We start from the raw sequence: 14,944 nt of genomic DNA, 5'->3' as shown, positions 1-14,944 counted from the left end.
AATAGGTGAAAATTTGTATACCCGCAACCAGTGCGAATTTAGGACCGGGGTTTGATTGCTTAGGGCTTGCGATTGCCTTATACAACGAAGTGACGATTAAACCCTCACGTTATCAAAGTATCTCCGTTAAAGGAGAGGGCGAAGAAAATGCCAAACTCAAAAGCAACAATATTTTTGTCTCTATTTTTTATGAAATTTACCAAGAAATAACCGGGAAAAAAGACCCGTTTCGTTTTGAATTTTACAATCGTATCCCCTTTTCGCGCGGTCTTGGAAGCAGTTCCGCCGTTATCGTCGGAGCCATTGCGAGTGCGTATAGTATGGCGGGTATTAAAGTGTCGCGTGAAGCCGTTTTGAACAAAGCAATTCTCTATGAAACCCATCCCGATAATATCGCACCTGCCGTATACGGCGGTTTTACAAGTTCTATCGTCGAAAACGCGAAAGTCAGAACACTCAAAAAAGAGTTGAGTTCACAGTTACGAGCAGTTATGGTCATTCCCGATCGTCCGATGTCAACGGCGCACTCACGAACCTTACTTCCGAAATCCTATTTGATGAAAAACGTCGTTTACAATCTCTCTCGGGCATCGTTAATGAGTGCCGCTTTTTTTAGCGAAAATTGGGATGTTTTACGAGCGGCATCCAAAGATTGCATGCACGAACATCGCCGGATGCGTCAATTAAGAGAGTTGTTTGAGGTCAGAGAAGTCGCTCTTCAAAACGGAGCATTAATGAGTACGCTCTCAGGTAGCGGCTCTTCGTTTTTCAGTTTAGTCAAGCAAGAAAACGCCGCTAAAGTAGCGCAGGCACTCAAAAATCGTTTTGAATCGTTCCGAGTAGAAATTTTTGAGCTGGATAACGGCGGTTTTCAAATTCTACAAAGCTGAAAAACAGCTAAATTTTGATATAATCAGGCGCAAAAATGAGTCAACCTATCCGAATGTGTATTGTATGCAGAACGCGCATCGAACAAAAAGCGTTGCGACGGTTTCAACAGTTTAAGGGCGAACTCGTGCTTTTTTCGGGAAACGGAAGGAGCTTTTATCTCTGCGAAACATGTATGAAAGAAAATGAGAAAAAAGTTATAAAAGTACTCAACCATAAATGCAAAACTCACCATCAAGCATTAAGTGAATTTGGTAAAATTTTTAAGGAGACAGGGTCGAATGGATAAAGTTCGTATTACCGACGTAGCAAAAGAATTAGGCATGAATAATAAAGATATTTTGGAAAAAGCCAAAGATATCGGACTAGACGTGAAAGGGCATGCAAGCTCCATTAGCGCGGAAGATGCCGAAAAATTAGCCAACTATATTTTAACGGGCGAAGGTGCACAAACGACGAAATCCGCGGCTCCTACCAAACCGGTTGAAGAGAAAAAACCGGAGAAAAAAGAAATTCCGGTCGAAGCCCCCAAAGCGGTCGAGACAATGCCTCAGCCTAAAACCAAAACATTGAAAGAAAAAGAGCGCGAATTAGGGATTGCACCTGTAAGCGTTATGCCCAAAGAGCTTCCTAACGAAGGTAAAGCCGACGTCGTAAGCGAAGACGACGAGGGCGAAGAAAAAGTCGACCCGACTAACGTGCGTAAACGAAGAGGCCTTGTCATCGTTAAGAAAAAGCGCTCCGAGACGAAGCAAATCGAAACAGACGACGAAGATGAAAACGTATCTTACGGAGCATCTTTTAAAAGTGCGCCTAAAAGCATCGAAGCGATGTTTGCTTCCGGTAGTTTGCAAAGCGAAATGCAAAAAAAGAAAAAGAAAGTTAAAAAAGGTCCGGCAGAGAAGAAAACGAATGCGGAAAAATTAGACCTATCGATTAATATCGAAATGGCGGATACGAATATCGATGCCGAGGACGAGGAGCTGATCGTTCTTCCGGATCTCAATATGGGAATAAATATCCAAGAAGAGGTCAAAAAGAAAAAGCAGATCGACCCGAGCCAAATTCGTACGACGAAAAAAACCAATTTTGTGATGCAAAGCATTCAAAGAGAAGGACGTAAACGAAGACGTCGTCCGGTACAAGCTAAAGAGAGCGAAGCGATCAGCGCGATTGAAATCGCCGAAGAGATTCGTGTCTACGAATTTGCGGAAAAAATCAATAAACCTGTCGGCGAAGTCATTAAAGAGTTGTTCTCTTTGGGCGTCATGTTTACGAAAAACGACTTTTTAGATAAAGACTCGATTGAAATCTTGGCCGAAACGTTCGGTATTAACGTGACGACCGTCAACGATCAAGAGGCATTTGATTACGTTAAAGCTTACGACGAAGAGCAAGAGGGCATGGATGAGCATCTTGTGGAGCGCGCTCCGGTCATCACGATTATGGGACATGTCGATCACGGTAAGACGTCGCTTTTGGATTACATTCGACACGCAAAAGTCGCCGCAGGAGAAGCAGGTGGAATTACGCAACACGTCGGTGCGTATATGGTAGAGAAAAACGGACGCAATATCACGTTTATCGATACTCCTGGGCATGAAGCGTTTACCGAAATGCGTTCACGCGGTGCGAAAGTAACCGACATCGTTATTGTCGTTGTTGCCGCGGATGATGGAGTTAAACCTCAAACAAAAGAAGCGATCGAGCATGCCAAAGCGGCAAACGTACCGATTATTATTGCGGTTAATAAGATGGATAAAGAATCCGCCAATCCCGATTTAGTCAAAGCGCAATTGGCGGAACTCAGCATTACGCCGATCGATTGGGGCGGCGAACACGAATTTGTTCCGGTTTCGGCTAAAACGGGTATGGGAATCGAAGAACTTTTGGAAGTGATTTTATTGCAAGCCGATTTGTTGGAGCTTAAAGCTGATCCTACGCGTGAAGTGAAAGCAACCGTTATCGAAAGTTCGTTGGAAAAAGGAAGAGGTCCTGTGGCAACCGTCGTGATCGAAGACGGTACGATGCGCGTCGGCGACATTGTCGTTGCAGGTATTGCCTTCGGTAAAGTGAAAGCTTTACTTAACGATAGAGGTATTTCGGTTAAAGAGGCAAAACCGGGCGAGCCCGTCGTTGTTTTAGGTTTAAGCGAAGTTCCCGGTGCGGGCGAAACACTCATTAGCGTGAAAACGGATAAAATAGCGCGCGAGTATGCAAAGAAAAAAGCGGAATACCTCCGCCAAAAAGAGCTTTCCAAATCCACCAAAGTGAGCCTTGACGAGTTAAGCGATATGATTGCCGAAGGCGCGTTGAAAACGTTACCGGTCATTATCAAAGCAGATGTTCAAGGAAGCCTTGAAGCGATCAAGGGAAGCCTTGAAAAAATCCGTAACGCCGAGACCAAAGTCAATATTGTCAGTGCGGGAATCGGCGGTATCACCGAAAGCGACGTTGCTTTGGCAAGTGCCAGCTCCAACTGTGTTATTTTAGGATTTCACGTACGACCGACGGGTCCGGTGAAAGAAAAAGCGAAAAGTTCGGGCGTCGAAATTAAAACATACAGTATTATTTACGACCTTATCGACGACGTCACCAATCTTGTAACGGGTATGATGGCTCCGGTAATTCGTGAAGAAAATATCGGTCAAGCGATGGTTCGAGAAGTCTTTATGGTTCCGAAGCTTGGAGCGATTGCGGGTTGTATCGTAACGGACGGTACGATTAATCGCGGCGTGAAAATTCGCGTTATTCGCGACGGCGTTATTATTTTCGAAGGAAGTGTTTCATCACTCAAACGTTTCAAAGACGACGTCAAAGAAGTCGGTAAAGGGTATGAGTGCGGCGTAGGCATCGACGGATACAACGATATTAAGGTCGGCGACTACATCGAGAGTTTCAAAGAGGTCGAAGAAAAAGCGAAATTATGATGGATAAAAGTATTAAAATCCAACGTACCGAAAGCGTTTTACGAGAGTTGATTCCAGAGGCTTTATGCACGCTTCACGATGAGCTCTTACGCGGTGTTTGCGTCGTGGACGTGGAATGCAGTCGCGGAAAATACGATGCAATCGTCTATTTAGACGGTTCGGTATACGATGAGAAAGAAAAAAACTATATTTTATCGCATCTCGAGCGCGTGAAAAGGCATATTCAAACCCATTGTATGCAAACGGAAGGTTGGTTTCGCTGTCCGAATTTTCGTTTTCGTTTCGATGATAGTTTGGAACGTTACACGAAGATGGACGCACTGTTTGCCAAAGTAGAAGAAGAGTTGAAAAAAGGTACTAAAAGCGATGATTAATCTAGAACAAATTACAAAAATCGTCGAAAGTTGCGGCGTATCTTTATACGATACGGAAGTTGCAAGCGAATTCGACAAGAAAATTTTTCGTATTTACATTAGCTCAAAAGAGGGCATCGGTTTGGATAAATGTGAAGAGATTAGTCGCATCTTATCACCGATTTTTGATTTGGAACCGCCGCTTGAGGGCGAATATTTTTTTGAGGTCAGTTCCCCCGGTATTGAGCGCAAGCTGATTAAACCCGAACACTTTGCCGCTTCGATCGGTGAAAAAGTCAAGCTGAAATTAAACGATAAAGAAAAAATGGTCGGAGTGTTGGAGGCGTATGAAAACGGTGTCGTATCGGTTCGTATCGATAATGACGTAAGACGCATTCCCTTAGAATCGATCGAAAAAGCCCGAACGTATTTTGAATGGTAAGGGCGTGTGATACGCCTTTGATGCAAAAGGCTTTAAAAGCCGCTTGGGCGTATCAGATTCTTACCTTCCCTAATCCTGCCGTCGGAGCCGTCGTCAGCGACGATGCGGGTACTATTTTAGGTATCGGCGCTCACGTTCGAGCAGGCTCTCCTCATGCCGAAGTGATCGCGCTTAAAGAAGCGTACGTCGCATTGACGCACGATCACGCGATAGACGCTTTTGAAGATTCGCAAGAAATTCACGACTATTTAATCCTTCACCACCGTTCGTTATTTCACTCTTTAACCTTACATGTCACGTTAGAGCCGTGTCATCATTACGGAAAAACGCCTCCGTGTTCGCATTTGATTCAAACGTTGGGGATCAAGCGCGTTGTTATCGGTTCTTACGACGAGAGCGCACAAGCCAAAGGCGGCGGAGCTTATTTACAAACATGCGGCGTAGAGGTTGAATACGGGTGTGAAAAAGAGGCGTGCGATCGTTTGTTGGCACCTTTTACATGTCAGCTTCACCGACGGCCGTTTCTCTTTTTTAAAGTGGCGTTGAGTGCCAACGGCGTTGCGACGGGTGGAACAATTAGCTCTTTGGAATCTCGTACAAGAGTGCATGCGCTTCGCGATCGTTGCGATCTTTTAGTGATCGGCGGAAATACGGTACGCGTCGATCGTCCGATTTTGGATGCACGGTTGGTTCAAGGAAAAGCTCCCGATATTTTGATCTATTCGCATCACAAAACATGGGATCACAGTATCCCGCTTTTTAGCGTTGCGAATCGACATGTAAGCATTTCGGAGGAGCTAGCGTTAGATGCGTACCGTATGGTGATGATCGAGGGTGCTCAGGGCATGCTCGATGCGGTACAACAGAGCGTTCAATGGTACTTGATTTTTCGCTCGCCGCATACCAAAGAGGGAAAAGCGTTGATTTTACCGCAAGGTTTAGAGTTGTGTTATTGCGAAACCATCGGAGAAGATACGCTTTCGTGGTACTATAAACGCGCTTAAAAGCCTTACATGTCAAAACGTTTTTTATGTTGCAGTAAGCGACATGCTTGGCGATAGTAGGGCGTTAGTTCCGAAGTAGAGAGCTCAATCAGCGGGGCGTATTTCTCAAACGTCGTCCAAACGCGCTTGGCTCCCTCAATTTTGCCTTTTTTCGCCAATGCCAATGCCGTAGCACCGTTAATCAATCCTTTTAAAATAAAAGCATCGTTGAGCGATTCGGGAAGTTTTTTAAAAGCATGCCACGAAGGCTCTAAAACCTCATGTCCTTCGACAAAATCTTCGTTTTCGACGACGATCAAAAAGCGTTCTAACGCTTCGTATACTTTAGAGTTTGGTTTTGGGGGCGGGTTCATGCAGATAATATCCTTGTGCAAAGTCGATGCCTAACTCTTTCACGCGCGTTAAGACTTCGTGTTTATGAACAAATTCCGCAACGACTTGAATGCCCAAGCTTTTGGCGAACGTGACGATGGCTTTGACGGTTTCGTAGGCATTGCTATCCGTATCGATGTTCTTAATCAACGAACCGTCGATCTTGATAAAGTCTACTTGAAGTTGTAAGAGGTATTCAAAATTCGAATATCCGGAGCCAAAATCGTCGATTGCCAGTAAACACCCCTCTGCCCGCGCCGTTTGCAGAAAAGCTTTGACTTCGGGCGAATTCTCGATCCCCTCACTCTCCAGTAATTCGATCGTAATACGCTTTTTCAGCATTGGATAGTAGTGGAGCGTCGATAGCAAAAACGAAGCGATTTCAACGTTGAGAATATCTTCTTTGGCAAGATTGATCGAGACGTCGCAATGAAGTTCTAATGCCGCTTGGATCGCTTCTTGAATCACAAAGCGCGTTAGTTGGTGATAGACGTGCATACGTTTTGCCAAATCCAAAAAGTGAAACGGCGCGATAATCGTTCCGTTGTGGTCAATAAGTCGGATCAACACTTCGTATTTTTTTCGCTCTGCCGTATCGTTTAAAGGAACGATTTCTTGGAGGAAGACGGTAAAGCGGTTGTGTATTAAGGCATCGCGTAGCGTTTCGTTCCATTCGATGTCGCCTTGAAGTTTTTTGGAAAACCCCTCGTTATCGTCGTAGACGACTAAAGCTTTGTGGCTTTTACGCGCCTCTTCCAGAGCGATTTCCGCTCGATTGTAGGTATAATCGACACCGTTGGCGATGCCCATACGAAGCGTGATCGCATAGTGCTTGCCTGCGATGATGAGTCCTTCGTCGTTCAGGCGTGTCAACAAAGTGTCGCATTTTTGGAGAAAATCGTCGTAAGAAAGATTTTTGCAACATAAAAGGGCAAATTCATCGCTTTGAAGGTAGAAAAGTTGAAAACATTGCGTCAGTGCCGTTTTGATTTTAAAACAGAGAAGTTGCAGAACCGAGTCCCCAAACGCTTGTCCGTGCATAGTGTTAATATCGCGAAAGCCGCAAATATTTAAAATGGCAAGATGAGGATCGAGGCATTGCTCGACGGATTCAAAAAGCATTTTACGTCCTGGAAGATCCAAAACGTTCTCTTTTTTGAGATGCTCCATTTGTTCGAAAAGGTCCGTAATATCGTAGCGAATCGCAATAAACTCCTCGACCTCGCCTTTAGCATTGAGCATCGGTATGATGGCAGATTTGACGTAGTAGGTTTGCCCGTTTTTACGTAAATTTTTCAAAATACCTTTCCAAGTACGTCCGTGTTTAAGCGTTTGCCACATGTCGTAAAAAAATTGAGGAGGGTTGTCGGGGTGACGTACGATATTGTGAGGTTTTCCGATCAGCTCTTCTTTAGTATAGCCCGAAATGTTCACGAAAGCGTCGTTCACGTAGGTAATAATGCCTTTGGGTGTCGTTTTGGAGACGATGGCTATTTCATCGACGGCTTCGGTATAGCGGTTGAGGTGGAGGGATTGCTGGTCGTGTTCGACGATCAGCCGTGCGATTTCGCCGAGTTCGTGCTTTTGTTTTGAAAGTGCGGCAATGTACATGTAACGTTTTGTTTTAAGTGCTTTGGAAAGATAGCGAATCGGAATGAAAAACGTTTTGCGCGTTAGAAGGAAAAAAAGGAAAAATGCTACAAGAAGAATCACCGATCCCGCCGTAAATAAAACGGTTTGAAGTTCCGTCATAAAAAGCAATGCCGAGGGAAGATACTCAAAGCGCAAAAAGCCGACCGTCGTGTCGTCTAAGGCTTTTAAAGGAAGCAAAAACGGCATTTCGAGTTGTTCTTTGTCGCTCAAGGGAGGAATAATCGCGGTTTGAGCGCGCGTCAATTTAGCGATTTCATGGGAAAATGCCTGATCCCATTGCCGTACGATCATGAAAAAACCGATAGGGTGTTCATCGGAGGCATTGTGAGCGTAAAGGGGCGCTAAAAAATATTGGTTAAGTCGCGTTTGCGCGTCTAATGAAAAAAATTCTTTGAAAGCAGGCATGGGAGTTGAAAAACGATGCAAATCGGGTATCGTATAGGTAACTGACGTATCGAAGCGGTAAATCAACTCTTTACGTGCATTAAAAAGTAAAATCGCGTCGACGTCCAAACGTTTTAAAAGAGGTTCCAAATGGGAATGTCCCCATGCCGTATCGTTGGAAACGATAAAAGCTTGAAGCGCCTCTAATGCCGCATAATCGCAGACGGTTTTACGAATCAAACGGCTTTCGAGTTCCAAAACGCTTTGATACCTCTCAAAAGCACTCCACTGCTCTTTTAAAATGTTTCGATGTTCGTCCGTTTTGATGCCAAACCATACGCCCATCATCAGCAAAACGGTCAATACTAAGATGAGAAAAGTGTAAAGTGTATAGGTTTTTGTCAGTTTCATGCAAAGAGTATAGTGAATCGTGTGTTTAAATTTGCTTTATTTTTAAAAATAAGATAAACTATTTTTCTAGAAAGATGAGGTTCGAGTTCATCTTTGGTAGGTTTTGTGTCACGGCTCTTCGAAAGCTCTCTAAAACACTCCAAAAATACTCAATTTTCTACTTTTCAACCACTGCCGTGAGGGAGTGTATTTTACATAGGAGCTTAGAATGGCTTTATTAGAGGGAACCGTTAAATGGTTTAACAACGAAAAAGGTTTTGGTTTTATCCAACCAAATGATGGCAGCAAAGACGTATTCGTACACTTTCGCCAAGTAAACAGAACCGGTTACGGTCGTGTATCTTTGGCCGAAGGTCAAAAAGTAACTTACGAACTAGGTGAAGGTCCAAAAGGTCCACAAGCCGAGAACGTTACAGGTCTGTAAGCCTTTTAAGAGGGAAGCGATTCCCTCTTTAAAAATCGATACGAAAATCGACTCCCTTCTCCCATTTTTGATTCGACGTTGATCGCAATGTCATATTTATCGCAAATACTTTTCACAATACTCAAACCGATTCCGAATCCGCCTTTAAAAATATCCCCTCGATAGTGACGCGTAAAAATCTTATCGATCTCTTTAATACCGATACCGTAATCTTTCACTTCAAAAACGATACCCTCTTCGCAGGGATAAAGAAAAATCTCGATCGTGCTTTTGGGATGGGAATATTTAATCGCGTTGGTAAGGTTGTTGTCGATGAGGCGTTGTAATTCGATACGGTTCATCGTAATAAATAGTTCCGTAGCGATCGTCGCTAAGAGCGTAATCTCTTTGGACGCGGCGAGGGATTCGAAGTAGCTGATACGATCTTCCAAAAAAATCGAAAAATCCAGATATTCGTGCGTGTAGGTGATGGTTTTATTTTTGATGAGGTACTCCAAATCGTCATAAAGCGTCGCAAGCGTCGAGAGTGCGGCTAAAGAACGACTGAGGCGTTTGTCTTTGTATTTGCTGGTTAGTCCTTCGATATTAAGTTGCATGATGCCTAAAGGCGTTTTAAGTTCGTGCATCACGTCGGTAAAAAAGAGGTTCATACGAGCGGAGGTTTCGATGTAGGGTTTTAAAAGCATCTTCATCAGCAAAAACGAAATTACGAACATTCCCGCCAATACCACGCCGATCATAATCAAACTATCAAAAATAACCTGCGAGTACGAAAGCTCTTTTTGCACGACGAGAAAGCTGACATGTAAAGGATTGTCCAGTAACGTTTGTTTGTAAAAGAGCGACTGGCCGCTTTTGTAAAAAGCGTCTTCAAAGAGGGGAATCGGCTCTTCAATCAACGAAAATACGATACGGTTGGAAGCATCGAGAAGTGCCCCTTTGTAAAGAATCGAACGCGGAAAAATAAAGGTTTTTTGCATCGGAGAAATAGCGTAAATGCTTTTTTCGACCTCTTTGGCATAGAGCCGTAATTCGCGTTCTTGGTTGAATTGCGAAAGACGTAACGAAGCGGAGAGATAATTGAGCGTCGGAAACAACACGACCAAAAGCGTTAAAAACGTGACGGCAAGGGCAAAGATAAGGACGTTATGCGTGGCATTTTTCAATTTTATATCCTATGCCTTTGGCGGTTACGATGAGCTCTTTGTCGGTTTTGTCGCGCAACTTTTTGACCAGCATACGAATGTCGTTGTCGCCTACAGCTTTGTTTTCCCATACGTAGGCATGAATGTTTTCGGTCGAGATATAATTACCACGGTTCTTGACCAGCAAAAAGAGGAGTTTTTTCTCGTATTGCGTCAGCGGAATCTGCATCGCGTCAAACCATAACGATTGATCTTCCAAGCGATAGCTAAAACCGTGGCAAAGTGTGATGTCTAGGGTCGTTCGCATATGGTAGGCGTTTAAAGCCTGCGTAACGCGGTATTGAAGCTCTTTGAGCGAAAAAGGTTTTCGGATATAGTCGTTACATCCGAGCTCATAACCGAGGCTGAGGTTGTTGATGTCGGTGAGCGACGTGATAAAAATAATCGGCAGATCGAGTTTAGCTTTGCGAATCTGTTTTAAAATCTCGTAGCCGTCGACGTGGGGAACGCGAATGTCTAAAAGTGCCAGATGGTACCGGTTTTCAAACAGTGCGTCCAACGCTTTTTGTCCGTCTTCAAACGCGTCTACGGCGTAGCCCATCTCTTCGAGGGAGTCTTGAATGCTCTCTTTATAGGCATAGTCGTCTTCAAGCAGTAAAATTTTCATCGGATTAAAACCTCTTGCGTCGTTTGGGAGGAGGGCATCAGCGTTTTGGTATGCATGCTTTGCGGATGCGGGGCTAGCGTCGCGCGCAAGAGTAGGGAGTCTTTGAGCAGCGACTCGTCAAACCAAACGCCGACGTAACCGATGGGTTTGGATTCGATGTCAAAAAGCGGCGTAAATCCGAATAACATACCGTCGATGCGCGCAAATCCCTTATCCAACGTTTCGGGCGTCGCGATGGTGTATAAAGCGGTGTGGCACGAAGCGGGGCAACTGCTATTCACGACGACGAAATCGTTGATTTGTTCCAAATCTTTCATCCATGAACCGATTTCCAAGAAATCGCGGTGCATCAAAACCACAAAATCGATTTTTTTATTTTTAAGGTTTTGCGCGATCTCTTCAAAGCCTAAAATGACCTCCAGCGAGCCGATAAAAACGCCCCGATCGAAAATCGGCGTCAATGCTTTGATATTGAGGCGTTTTCCAAGTTCGATCGCGACCAAAGGCGTTTGCGTTTGATGAAGCAAGGCAATGCCTTTGCGCCATGAGGCAAGTTCGTTACCGTAATCTTCATAATCCCAGCTCCTGACCCACGCTTTGGCGTCTTTGGTATGAAACTGGACTTCCATATGCTCCATTTGAAGGTACTGCTTCGTCTTGACAATCTCTTGGTTAATAACGGTAAAAAGCGCATGCCGATCTTCGTGCCGATAGGCTTCTTTGATCGCTTCATTTTGGGAAAGCATCAACGCCACGCTGAGGGCAAGTTGTTTTTTATGAGAGATCAGTTCTTGAGTGAGATTTAAAACGCTTTCAACGCTGTTTTTGGCGTCTTCGACGTAAAGGTTGTGGTTGGTTCGATAAATTAAAAAGCCGATGATGAGCATCGATAGGCTAAAAAGTGCTAACAAAAGGGCGTAAATGCGAACGGTTTTGATGGCATCTCCTTTTGTTATAAAGATGAAAAGCATTATACCGAAAAACGCTCTGAGCGTTTTTGACGATAAATTGACGATAAATGTTTATGATTACGATAGTCTAAAAATTTAAAAGGAGGCAGAAATGAAAAGATTATCTTTAGTTTCGGCGGCATTGGCGTTAACGTATGCAAGCGGGCTTTTTGCATTGGACGTAGGCGAACTCAATAAACGTGCCGACAAAGGATTTAAACCCGTCGTCGTCAAAGATTGGAAGGCACCGGATGAAAGTACGATTCCTAACAATTTATTCGGCGATACCGTTCGTTACGGTAAGGCTCTCGTTCATGAAACGTACAAATACATCGGACCGGAAGTGAGTGACCCAAAAATGCGCTATGCGGGCAATAACCTCGCCTGTTCGTCATGCCATCAAGAAGCCGGTACGAAACGATGGTCGGCTCCGTTTATGGCGACATTCGCCAACTTCCCTCAATACCGCAATCGCGACGAGACGATCGGTAGCATCGAAGAGCGCGTCAACGGTTGTATGGGACGCAGTATGAACGGAAAGCCGCTTCCCGAAAACGGCAAAGAGATGCGTGCGATCGTAACGTACATGTACTGGTTAGGACAAGGCATTCCCGTCGGTGCTAAGGTCGAAGGAGCGGAATTTCCTCAGGTAGATCGTAAAATGGTCATGAAGCAAGCCGCCGATCCGGTCAAAGGCGAAAAAGTGTATCAAGAGTATTGTGCGTCATGCCACGGCGATAACGGGCAAGGCGTGAAACGCGAAGGCAAAGCCAACGGTTACGAGTATCCGCCGCTTTGGGGCAAAGACAGTTACAATACGGGTGCGGGTATGTACCGCGTGCTTCGTGCGGCAGACTGGATCGTTGCCAATATGCCTTTAGGCGCGGACAATCATAATCGCGTTTTAACCGACGAACAGGCGTATAACGTTGCGGCGTACATTAACAACTACGATAAACCGCGCGATATTAAAGCCAACCGCGAAAAAGATTTTCCCGATTTAAAAGTTAAAGTGCCCGATAGCGACGTTGGACCGTACGATGACGGAAAAAATCGCCATCAACATAAATTTGGACCGTACCAAGGCATTATAATTCCCGCGAAAAAAGCCGAGTAATCTTTCCGAAAAAGGGCGATTTAGGTCGCTCTTTTTTTAAAAAGAGCCGTTAAGTTCAAAAGAGAACGCCGCGTTAATGATTTTGTGATACTATTGCTTTTTGCTAGAGCACCTATTTTTATATGCAAAGAGAGATCATGACGCGCGATAAACTTGCTAGCGATAGCCAAACCCTGCACCGTTTTTTAGAACTGCATTGCGATAAAGAACACAACGACGTTCCTAAAAAAGAGGGTACGTTACAGGTTCGTTTTCACGAAGAGAACGTATGCGAAGTGCCGTATCGTTTGTGCGAAGAGTGCGAAACGCTTTTTCTGTACGCCTATGAGAGACTTCGAAACTGCACGCAAGAGCCCAAACCCAGTTGCCGCAAATGCCTCAATCCGTGCTATGAAAAACTGATATGGAAAAAGATGGCGAAGATTATGCGTTACAGCGGTATGCGTTTGGGATTGACCAAGATGCGCCAATTTCTTTTCAAGTAAATGCTTCCGTATTTAAGCCATAAAGCGTCTATGCGCGCTTGCTACGGCGAAGCGTTGTACACTATTCCCGTCAATGTGGAATTTGGTTGCCCTAATCGCGAAAAAGACGGAAGCGGCGGCTGCTCGTTTTGCCCCGAACACGGAAGTCGCGCGGCTCAAATCGCCGATGCCAAAAGTGTCGAAGAGCAGATACAAAAAGCGCTTGCTTTTGCGAAAAAACGTTACAACGCCCAAGCGTTTGCCCTTTACATTCAAGCCTACACGGGCACTTTTGTCTCGTTGATTCGGCAAAAAGAGACCTACGCCGCCTTGCTTTCGCTATACCCTTTTCGAGCTTTACATGTCGGAACCAGACCCGATTGTCTGGGCGAGGCGACGTTAGCCTATTTGAGCGAGCTCAACCGAACGATCGACGTGGTCGTGGAGCTTGGCGTTCAAAGTTTGCACGATGTGACGCTTGAAAGTCTCAATCGCGGGCATAACGCCGCGTGCTCTTTGGATGCGATAAGGCGTTTACGCGCCAAAGGGTTAAAAACGTATGCGCACCTGATCGTAGGGCTTCCGAACGAAACGCCCGAGATGTGGCGCGAAAGCGTTCGAGGCGTGGTCGACGAGCACATTGCTGGGATTAAATTTCACAACCTACATGTCATCAAAAATACCGATTTGGCGCGCCAATATGCTCAAGAGCCCTTCACGCTTTTAAACGAATACGCGTATGCCGAAGCCTTGATCGAGTTGCTTCGTTACGTGCCTTCGTCTATACCGATCGTGCGCCTTGCCACCGACACGCCCGAGCGCGAATTGGTCGCTCCAAAATGGCATATGGCAAAGGGGCAATTTAGTGAATACGTCGCTCAAACGATGCGGTATCGCGGAATCTCTCAAGGCGATCGCATCGAAAACCAAAGCGCACCAAAGAGTGTAATACCGCAAAAAATAGACTTAAAAGACGGAAGTACGACTTTTTGGAACGAAATGTACCGTGATTATTACCATCCTAAAGCGGGTGCGTACGCTCAAGCGCAAAGGCTTTTTTTGGAAAAATCGTGTTTAAAAAAGCGGCTGGAACAAGGCGACGTAAGGTTATTGGAGATCGGTTTTGGGATGGGGTACAACACGCTTGAAGCTCTTAAAGTAGCACAAATCCTCAGAAAACACACCTTACATGTCAAGGCGATCGACCACGATCGTCTGCTGTTGAGCCAAAGTGCCAAGGTTGTTTCGGATGCCTTACATGTACAATTGCTGGAGTCGCTTTTGACGGATCAACGCTATGAGGGCGATTTTACGAAGGTTGAATTTCTCAACGCCGAAGCACGTTATGCGATGACGCGTTTGGACGAGTGCTTCGACGTCATCTTTTTAGACCCGTTTATCGAGAGCAATAACGCTACGCTTGTGACGTTAGAATTTTTCCAAAACCTGCGAAAACGGCTCAAACTAGATGGCATTTTGGTCGCCTCCACCGCTTTACATGTCAGCCAAGCGGGACTCACGCTCGCAGGCTTTGACGTGCAAATCGCCAATGACGAAAACAGCGACATCAAGGGTGTCGTCGCTACGCTCTCAAAGGTTTCAAAATCCTTACATGTCAAAGAGCCGTACCGCGATCCTTACGGCGTTTGGAGCGATAAAATGATAGAAAGCGAACGTCAAAAAGTCTTGACATGTAAAGGCAAAAGTTAAAAGTTTAGTTCGGACCCCCTATTCTCCTAT

At 45.1% G+C, this 14,944-nt stretch carries 15 protein-coding genes; 10 read left to right on the top strand and 5 right to left on the bottom strand.

Going from position 1 to position 14,944, the window contains the following annotated elements:
• The first annotated feature begins 5 nt into the window (after window positions 1–5).
• Genes thrB through ribD form a run of 6 tightly spaced genes read left to right on the top strand, consistent with a single transcriptional unit; the run spans window position 6 to window position 5,617 of the window.
• Complete coding sequence (gene thrB / locus NL930_RS11995; RefSeq protein WP_039672001.1) at window positions 6–890, top strand: homoserine kinase; 885 nt, start codon at window positions 6–8, stop codon at window positions 888–890.
• Between the two features lie 35 nt (window positions 891–925).
• Window positions 926–1,177: a DUF448 domain-containing protein gene (locus NL930_RS11990; RefSeq protein ID WP_039672002.1), complete on the top strand. Its 252-nt coding sequence runs from the start codon at window positions 926–928 to the stop codon at window positions 1,175–1,177.
• Entirely contained in the window at window positions 1,170–3,818 is a 2,649-nt protein-coding gene (gene infB, locus NL930_RS11985) for a translation initiation factor IF-2 (protein ID WP_254376826.1), read from the top strand. Before NL930_RS11990 ends, infB begins: the two co-directional genes overlap by 8 nt.
• The gene (gene rbfA / locus NL930_RS11980; protein WP_254376825.1) at window positions 3,815–4,192 is read left to right on the top strand and encodes a 30S ribosome-binding factor RbfA; all 378 of its coding nucleotides are present in this window, start codon (window positions 3,815–3,817) and stop codon (window positions 4,190–4,192) included. Before infB ends, rbfA begins: the two co-directional genes overlap by 4 nt.
• Entirely contained in the window at window positions 4,185–4,613 is a 429-nt protein-coding gene (locus NL930_RS11975) for a ribosome maturation factor RimP (protein WP_254376824.1), read from the top strand. The genes rbfA and NL930_RS11975 overlap by 8 nt, the downstream gene beginning before the upstream one ends.
• Window positions 4,607–5,617: a bifunctional diaminohydroxyphosphoribosylaminopyrimidine deaminase/5-amino-6-(5-phosphoribosylamino)uracil reductase RibD gene (gene ribD / locus NL930_RS11970; protein WP_254376823.1), complete on the top strand. Its 1,011-nt coding sequence runs from the start codon at window positions 4,607–4,609 to the stop codon at window positions 5,615–5,617. Before NL930_RS11975 ends, ribD begins: the two co-directional genes overlap by 7 nt.
• Before the next feature lie 5 nt (window positions 5,618–5,622).
• Here the strand turns inward: ribD and NL930_RS11965 are convergent, their stop codons facing one another.
• Both NL930_RS11965 and NL930_RS11960 read right to left on the bottom strand, forming a co-directional pair.
• A complete protein-coding gene (locus NL930_RS11965; RefSeq protein ID WP_254376822.1) occupies window positions 5,623–5,970 on the bottom strand; it encodes a DUF309 domain-containing protein in 348 nt (115 codons plus the stop codon).
• Window positions 5,942–8,437: an EAL domain-containing protein gene (locus tag NL930_RS11960; RefSeq protein WP_254376821.1), complete on the bottom strand. Its 2,496-nt coding sequence runs from the start codon at window positions 8,435–8,437 to the stop codon at window positions 5,942–5,944. Before NL930_RS11960 ends, NL930_RS11965 begins: the two co-directional genes overlap by 29 nt.
• 208 nt (window positions 8,438–8,645) lie before the next feature.
• On the opposite strand from NL930_RS11960, the gene NL930_RS11955 reads away from it, so the two are divergent.
• A complete protein-coding gene (locus NL930_RS11955; RefSeq protein ID WP_039672007.1) occupies window positions 8,646–8,861 on the top strand; it encodes a cold-shock protein in 216 nt (71 codons plus the stop codon).
• A gap of 5 nt (window positions 8,862–8,866) precedes the next feature.
• Here the strand turns inward: NL930_RS11955 and NL930_RS11950 are convergent, their stop codons facing one another.
• Genes NL930_RS11950 through NL930_RS11940 form a run of 3 tightly spaced genes read right to left on the bottom strand, consistent with a single transcriptional unit; the run spans window position 8,867 to window position 11,644 of the window.
• Entirely contained in the window at window positions 8,867–10,027 is a 1,161-nt protein-coding gene (locus NL930_RS11950) for a cell wall metabolism sensor histidine kinase WalK (RefSeq protein WP_254376820.1), read from the bottom strand.
• Window positions 10,008–10,673: a response regulator transcription factor gene (locus NL930_RS11945; RefSeq protein ID WP_254376819.1), complete on the bottom strand. Its 666-nt coding sequence runs from the start codon at window positions 10,671–10,673 to the stop codon at window positions 10,008–10,010. Before NL930_RS11945 ends, NL930_RS11950 begins: the two co-directional genes overlap by 20 nt.
• Window positions 10,670–11,644, bottom strand: a complete 975-nt coding sequence (locus tag NL930_RS11940; RefSeq protein ID WP_254376818.1) for a cache domain-containing protein — start codon at window positions 11,642–11,644, stop codon at window positions 10,670–10,672. The genes NL930_RS11945 and NL930_RS11940 overlap by 4 nt, the downstream gene beginning before the upstream one ends.
• A gap of 91 nt (window positions 11,645–11,735) precedes the next feature.
• On the opposite strand from NL930_RS11940, the gene NL930_RS11935 reads away from it, so the two are divergent.
• The 3 genes from NL930_RS11935 (at window position 11,736) to NL930_RS11925 (ending at window position 14,914) form a co-directional block, all read left to right on the top strand.
• Entirely contained in the window at window positions 11,736–12,740 is a 1,005-nt protein-coding gene (locus NL930_RS11935; protein ID WP_254376817.1) for a c-type cytochrome, read from the top strand.
• A 137-nt stretch (window positions 12,741–12,877) separates the two neighbouring features.
• Complete coding sequence (locus NL930_RS11930) at window positions 12,878–13,225, top strand: nitrous oxide-stimulated promoter family protein (protein ID WP_254376816.1); 348 nt, start codon at window positions 12,878–12,880, stop codon at window positions 13,223–13,225.
• A 30-nt stretch (window positions 13,226–13,255) separates the two neighbouring features.
• Window positions 13,256–14,914 carry a TIGR01212 family radical SAM protein gene (locus NL930_RS11925; RefSeq protein WP_254376815.1) on the top strand — a complete coding sequence of 553 codons (1,659 nt, stop codon included), beginning with the start codon at window positions 13,256–13,258 and terminating at the stop codon, window positions 14,912–14,914.
• Window positions 14,915–14,944 lie beyond the last annotated feature (30 nt).

This window comes from Sulfurospirillum sp. hDNRA2 (assembly GCF_024206095.2).
Lineage (GTDB): Bacteria > Campylobacterota > Campylobacteria > Campylobacterales > Sulfurospirillaceae > Sulfurospirillum.
The sequence above is the reverse complement of the archived record's forward strand: the minus strand, read 5'-3'. Positions and strand labels throughout refer to the sequence as shown.

What these genes read in the sequence shown, in the direction of transcription:
- NL930_RS11990 (WP_039672002.1), top strand. Translation starts at nt 926, where the DNA reads ATGAGTCAACCTATCCGAATGTGTATTGTATGCAGAACGCGCATCGAA.
- infB (WP_254376826.1), top strand. Translation starts at nt 1,170, where the DNA reads ATGGATAAAGTTCGTATTACCGACGTAGCAAAAGAATTAGGCATGAAT.
- rbfA (WP_254376825.1), top strand. Translation starts at nt 3,815, where the DNA reads ATGATGGATAAAAGTATTAAAATCCAACGTACCGAAAGCGTTTTACGA.
- NL930_RS11975 (WP_254376824.1), top strand. Translation starts at nt 4,185, where the DNA reads ATGATTAATCTAGAACAAATTACAAAAATCGTCGAAAGTTGCGGCGTA.
- ribD (WP_254376823.1), top strand. Translation starts at nt 4,607, where the DNA reads ATGGTAAGGGCGTGTGATACGCCTTTGATGCAAAAGGCTTTAAAAGCC.
- NL930_RS11965 (WP_254376822.1), bottom strand. Translation starts at nt 5,970, where the DNA reads ATGAACCCGCCCCCAAAACCAAACTCTAAAGTATACGAAGCGTTAGAA.
- NL930_RS11960 (WP_254376821.1), bottom strand. Translation starts at nt 8,437, where the DNA reads ATGAAACTGACAAAAACCTATACACTTTACACTTTTCTCATCTTAGTA.
- NL930_RS11955 (WP_039672007.1), top strand. Translation starts at nt 8,646, where the DNA reads ATGGCTTTATTAGAGGGAACCGTTAAATGGTTTAACAACGAAAAAGGT.
- NL930_RS11945 (WP_254376819.1), bottom strand. Translation starts at nt 10,673, where the DNA reads ATGAAAATTTTACTGCTTGAAGACGACTATGCCTATAAAGAGAGCATT.
- NL930_RS11940 (WP_254376818.1), bottom strand. Translation starts at nt 11,644, where the DNA reads ATGCTTTTCATCTTTATAACAAAAGGAGATGCCATCAAAACCGTTCGC.
- NL930_RS11935 (WP_254376817.1), top strand. Translation starts at nt 11,736, where the DNA reads ATGAAAAGATTATCTTTAGTTTCGGCGGCATTGGCGTTAACGTATGCA.
- NL930_RS11930 (WP_254376816.1), top strand. Translation starts at nt 12,878, where the DNA reads ATGACGCGCGATAAACTTGCTAGCGATAGCCAAACCCTGCACCGTTTT.
- NL930_RS11925 (WP_254376815.1), top strand. Translation starts at nt 13,256, where the DNA reads ATGCGCGCTTGCTACGGCGAAGCGTTGTACACTATTCCCGTCAATGTG.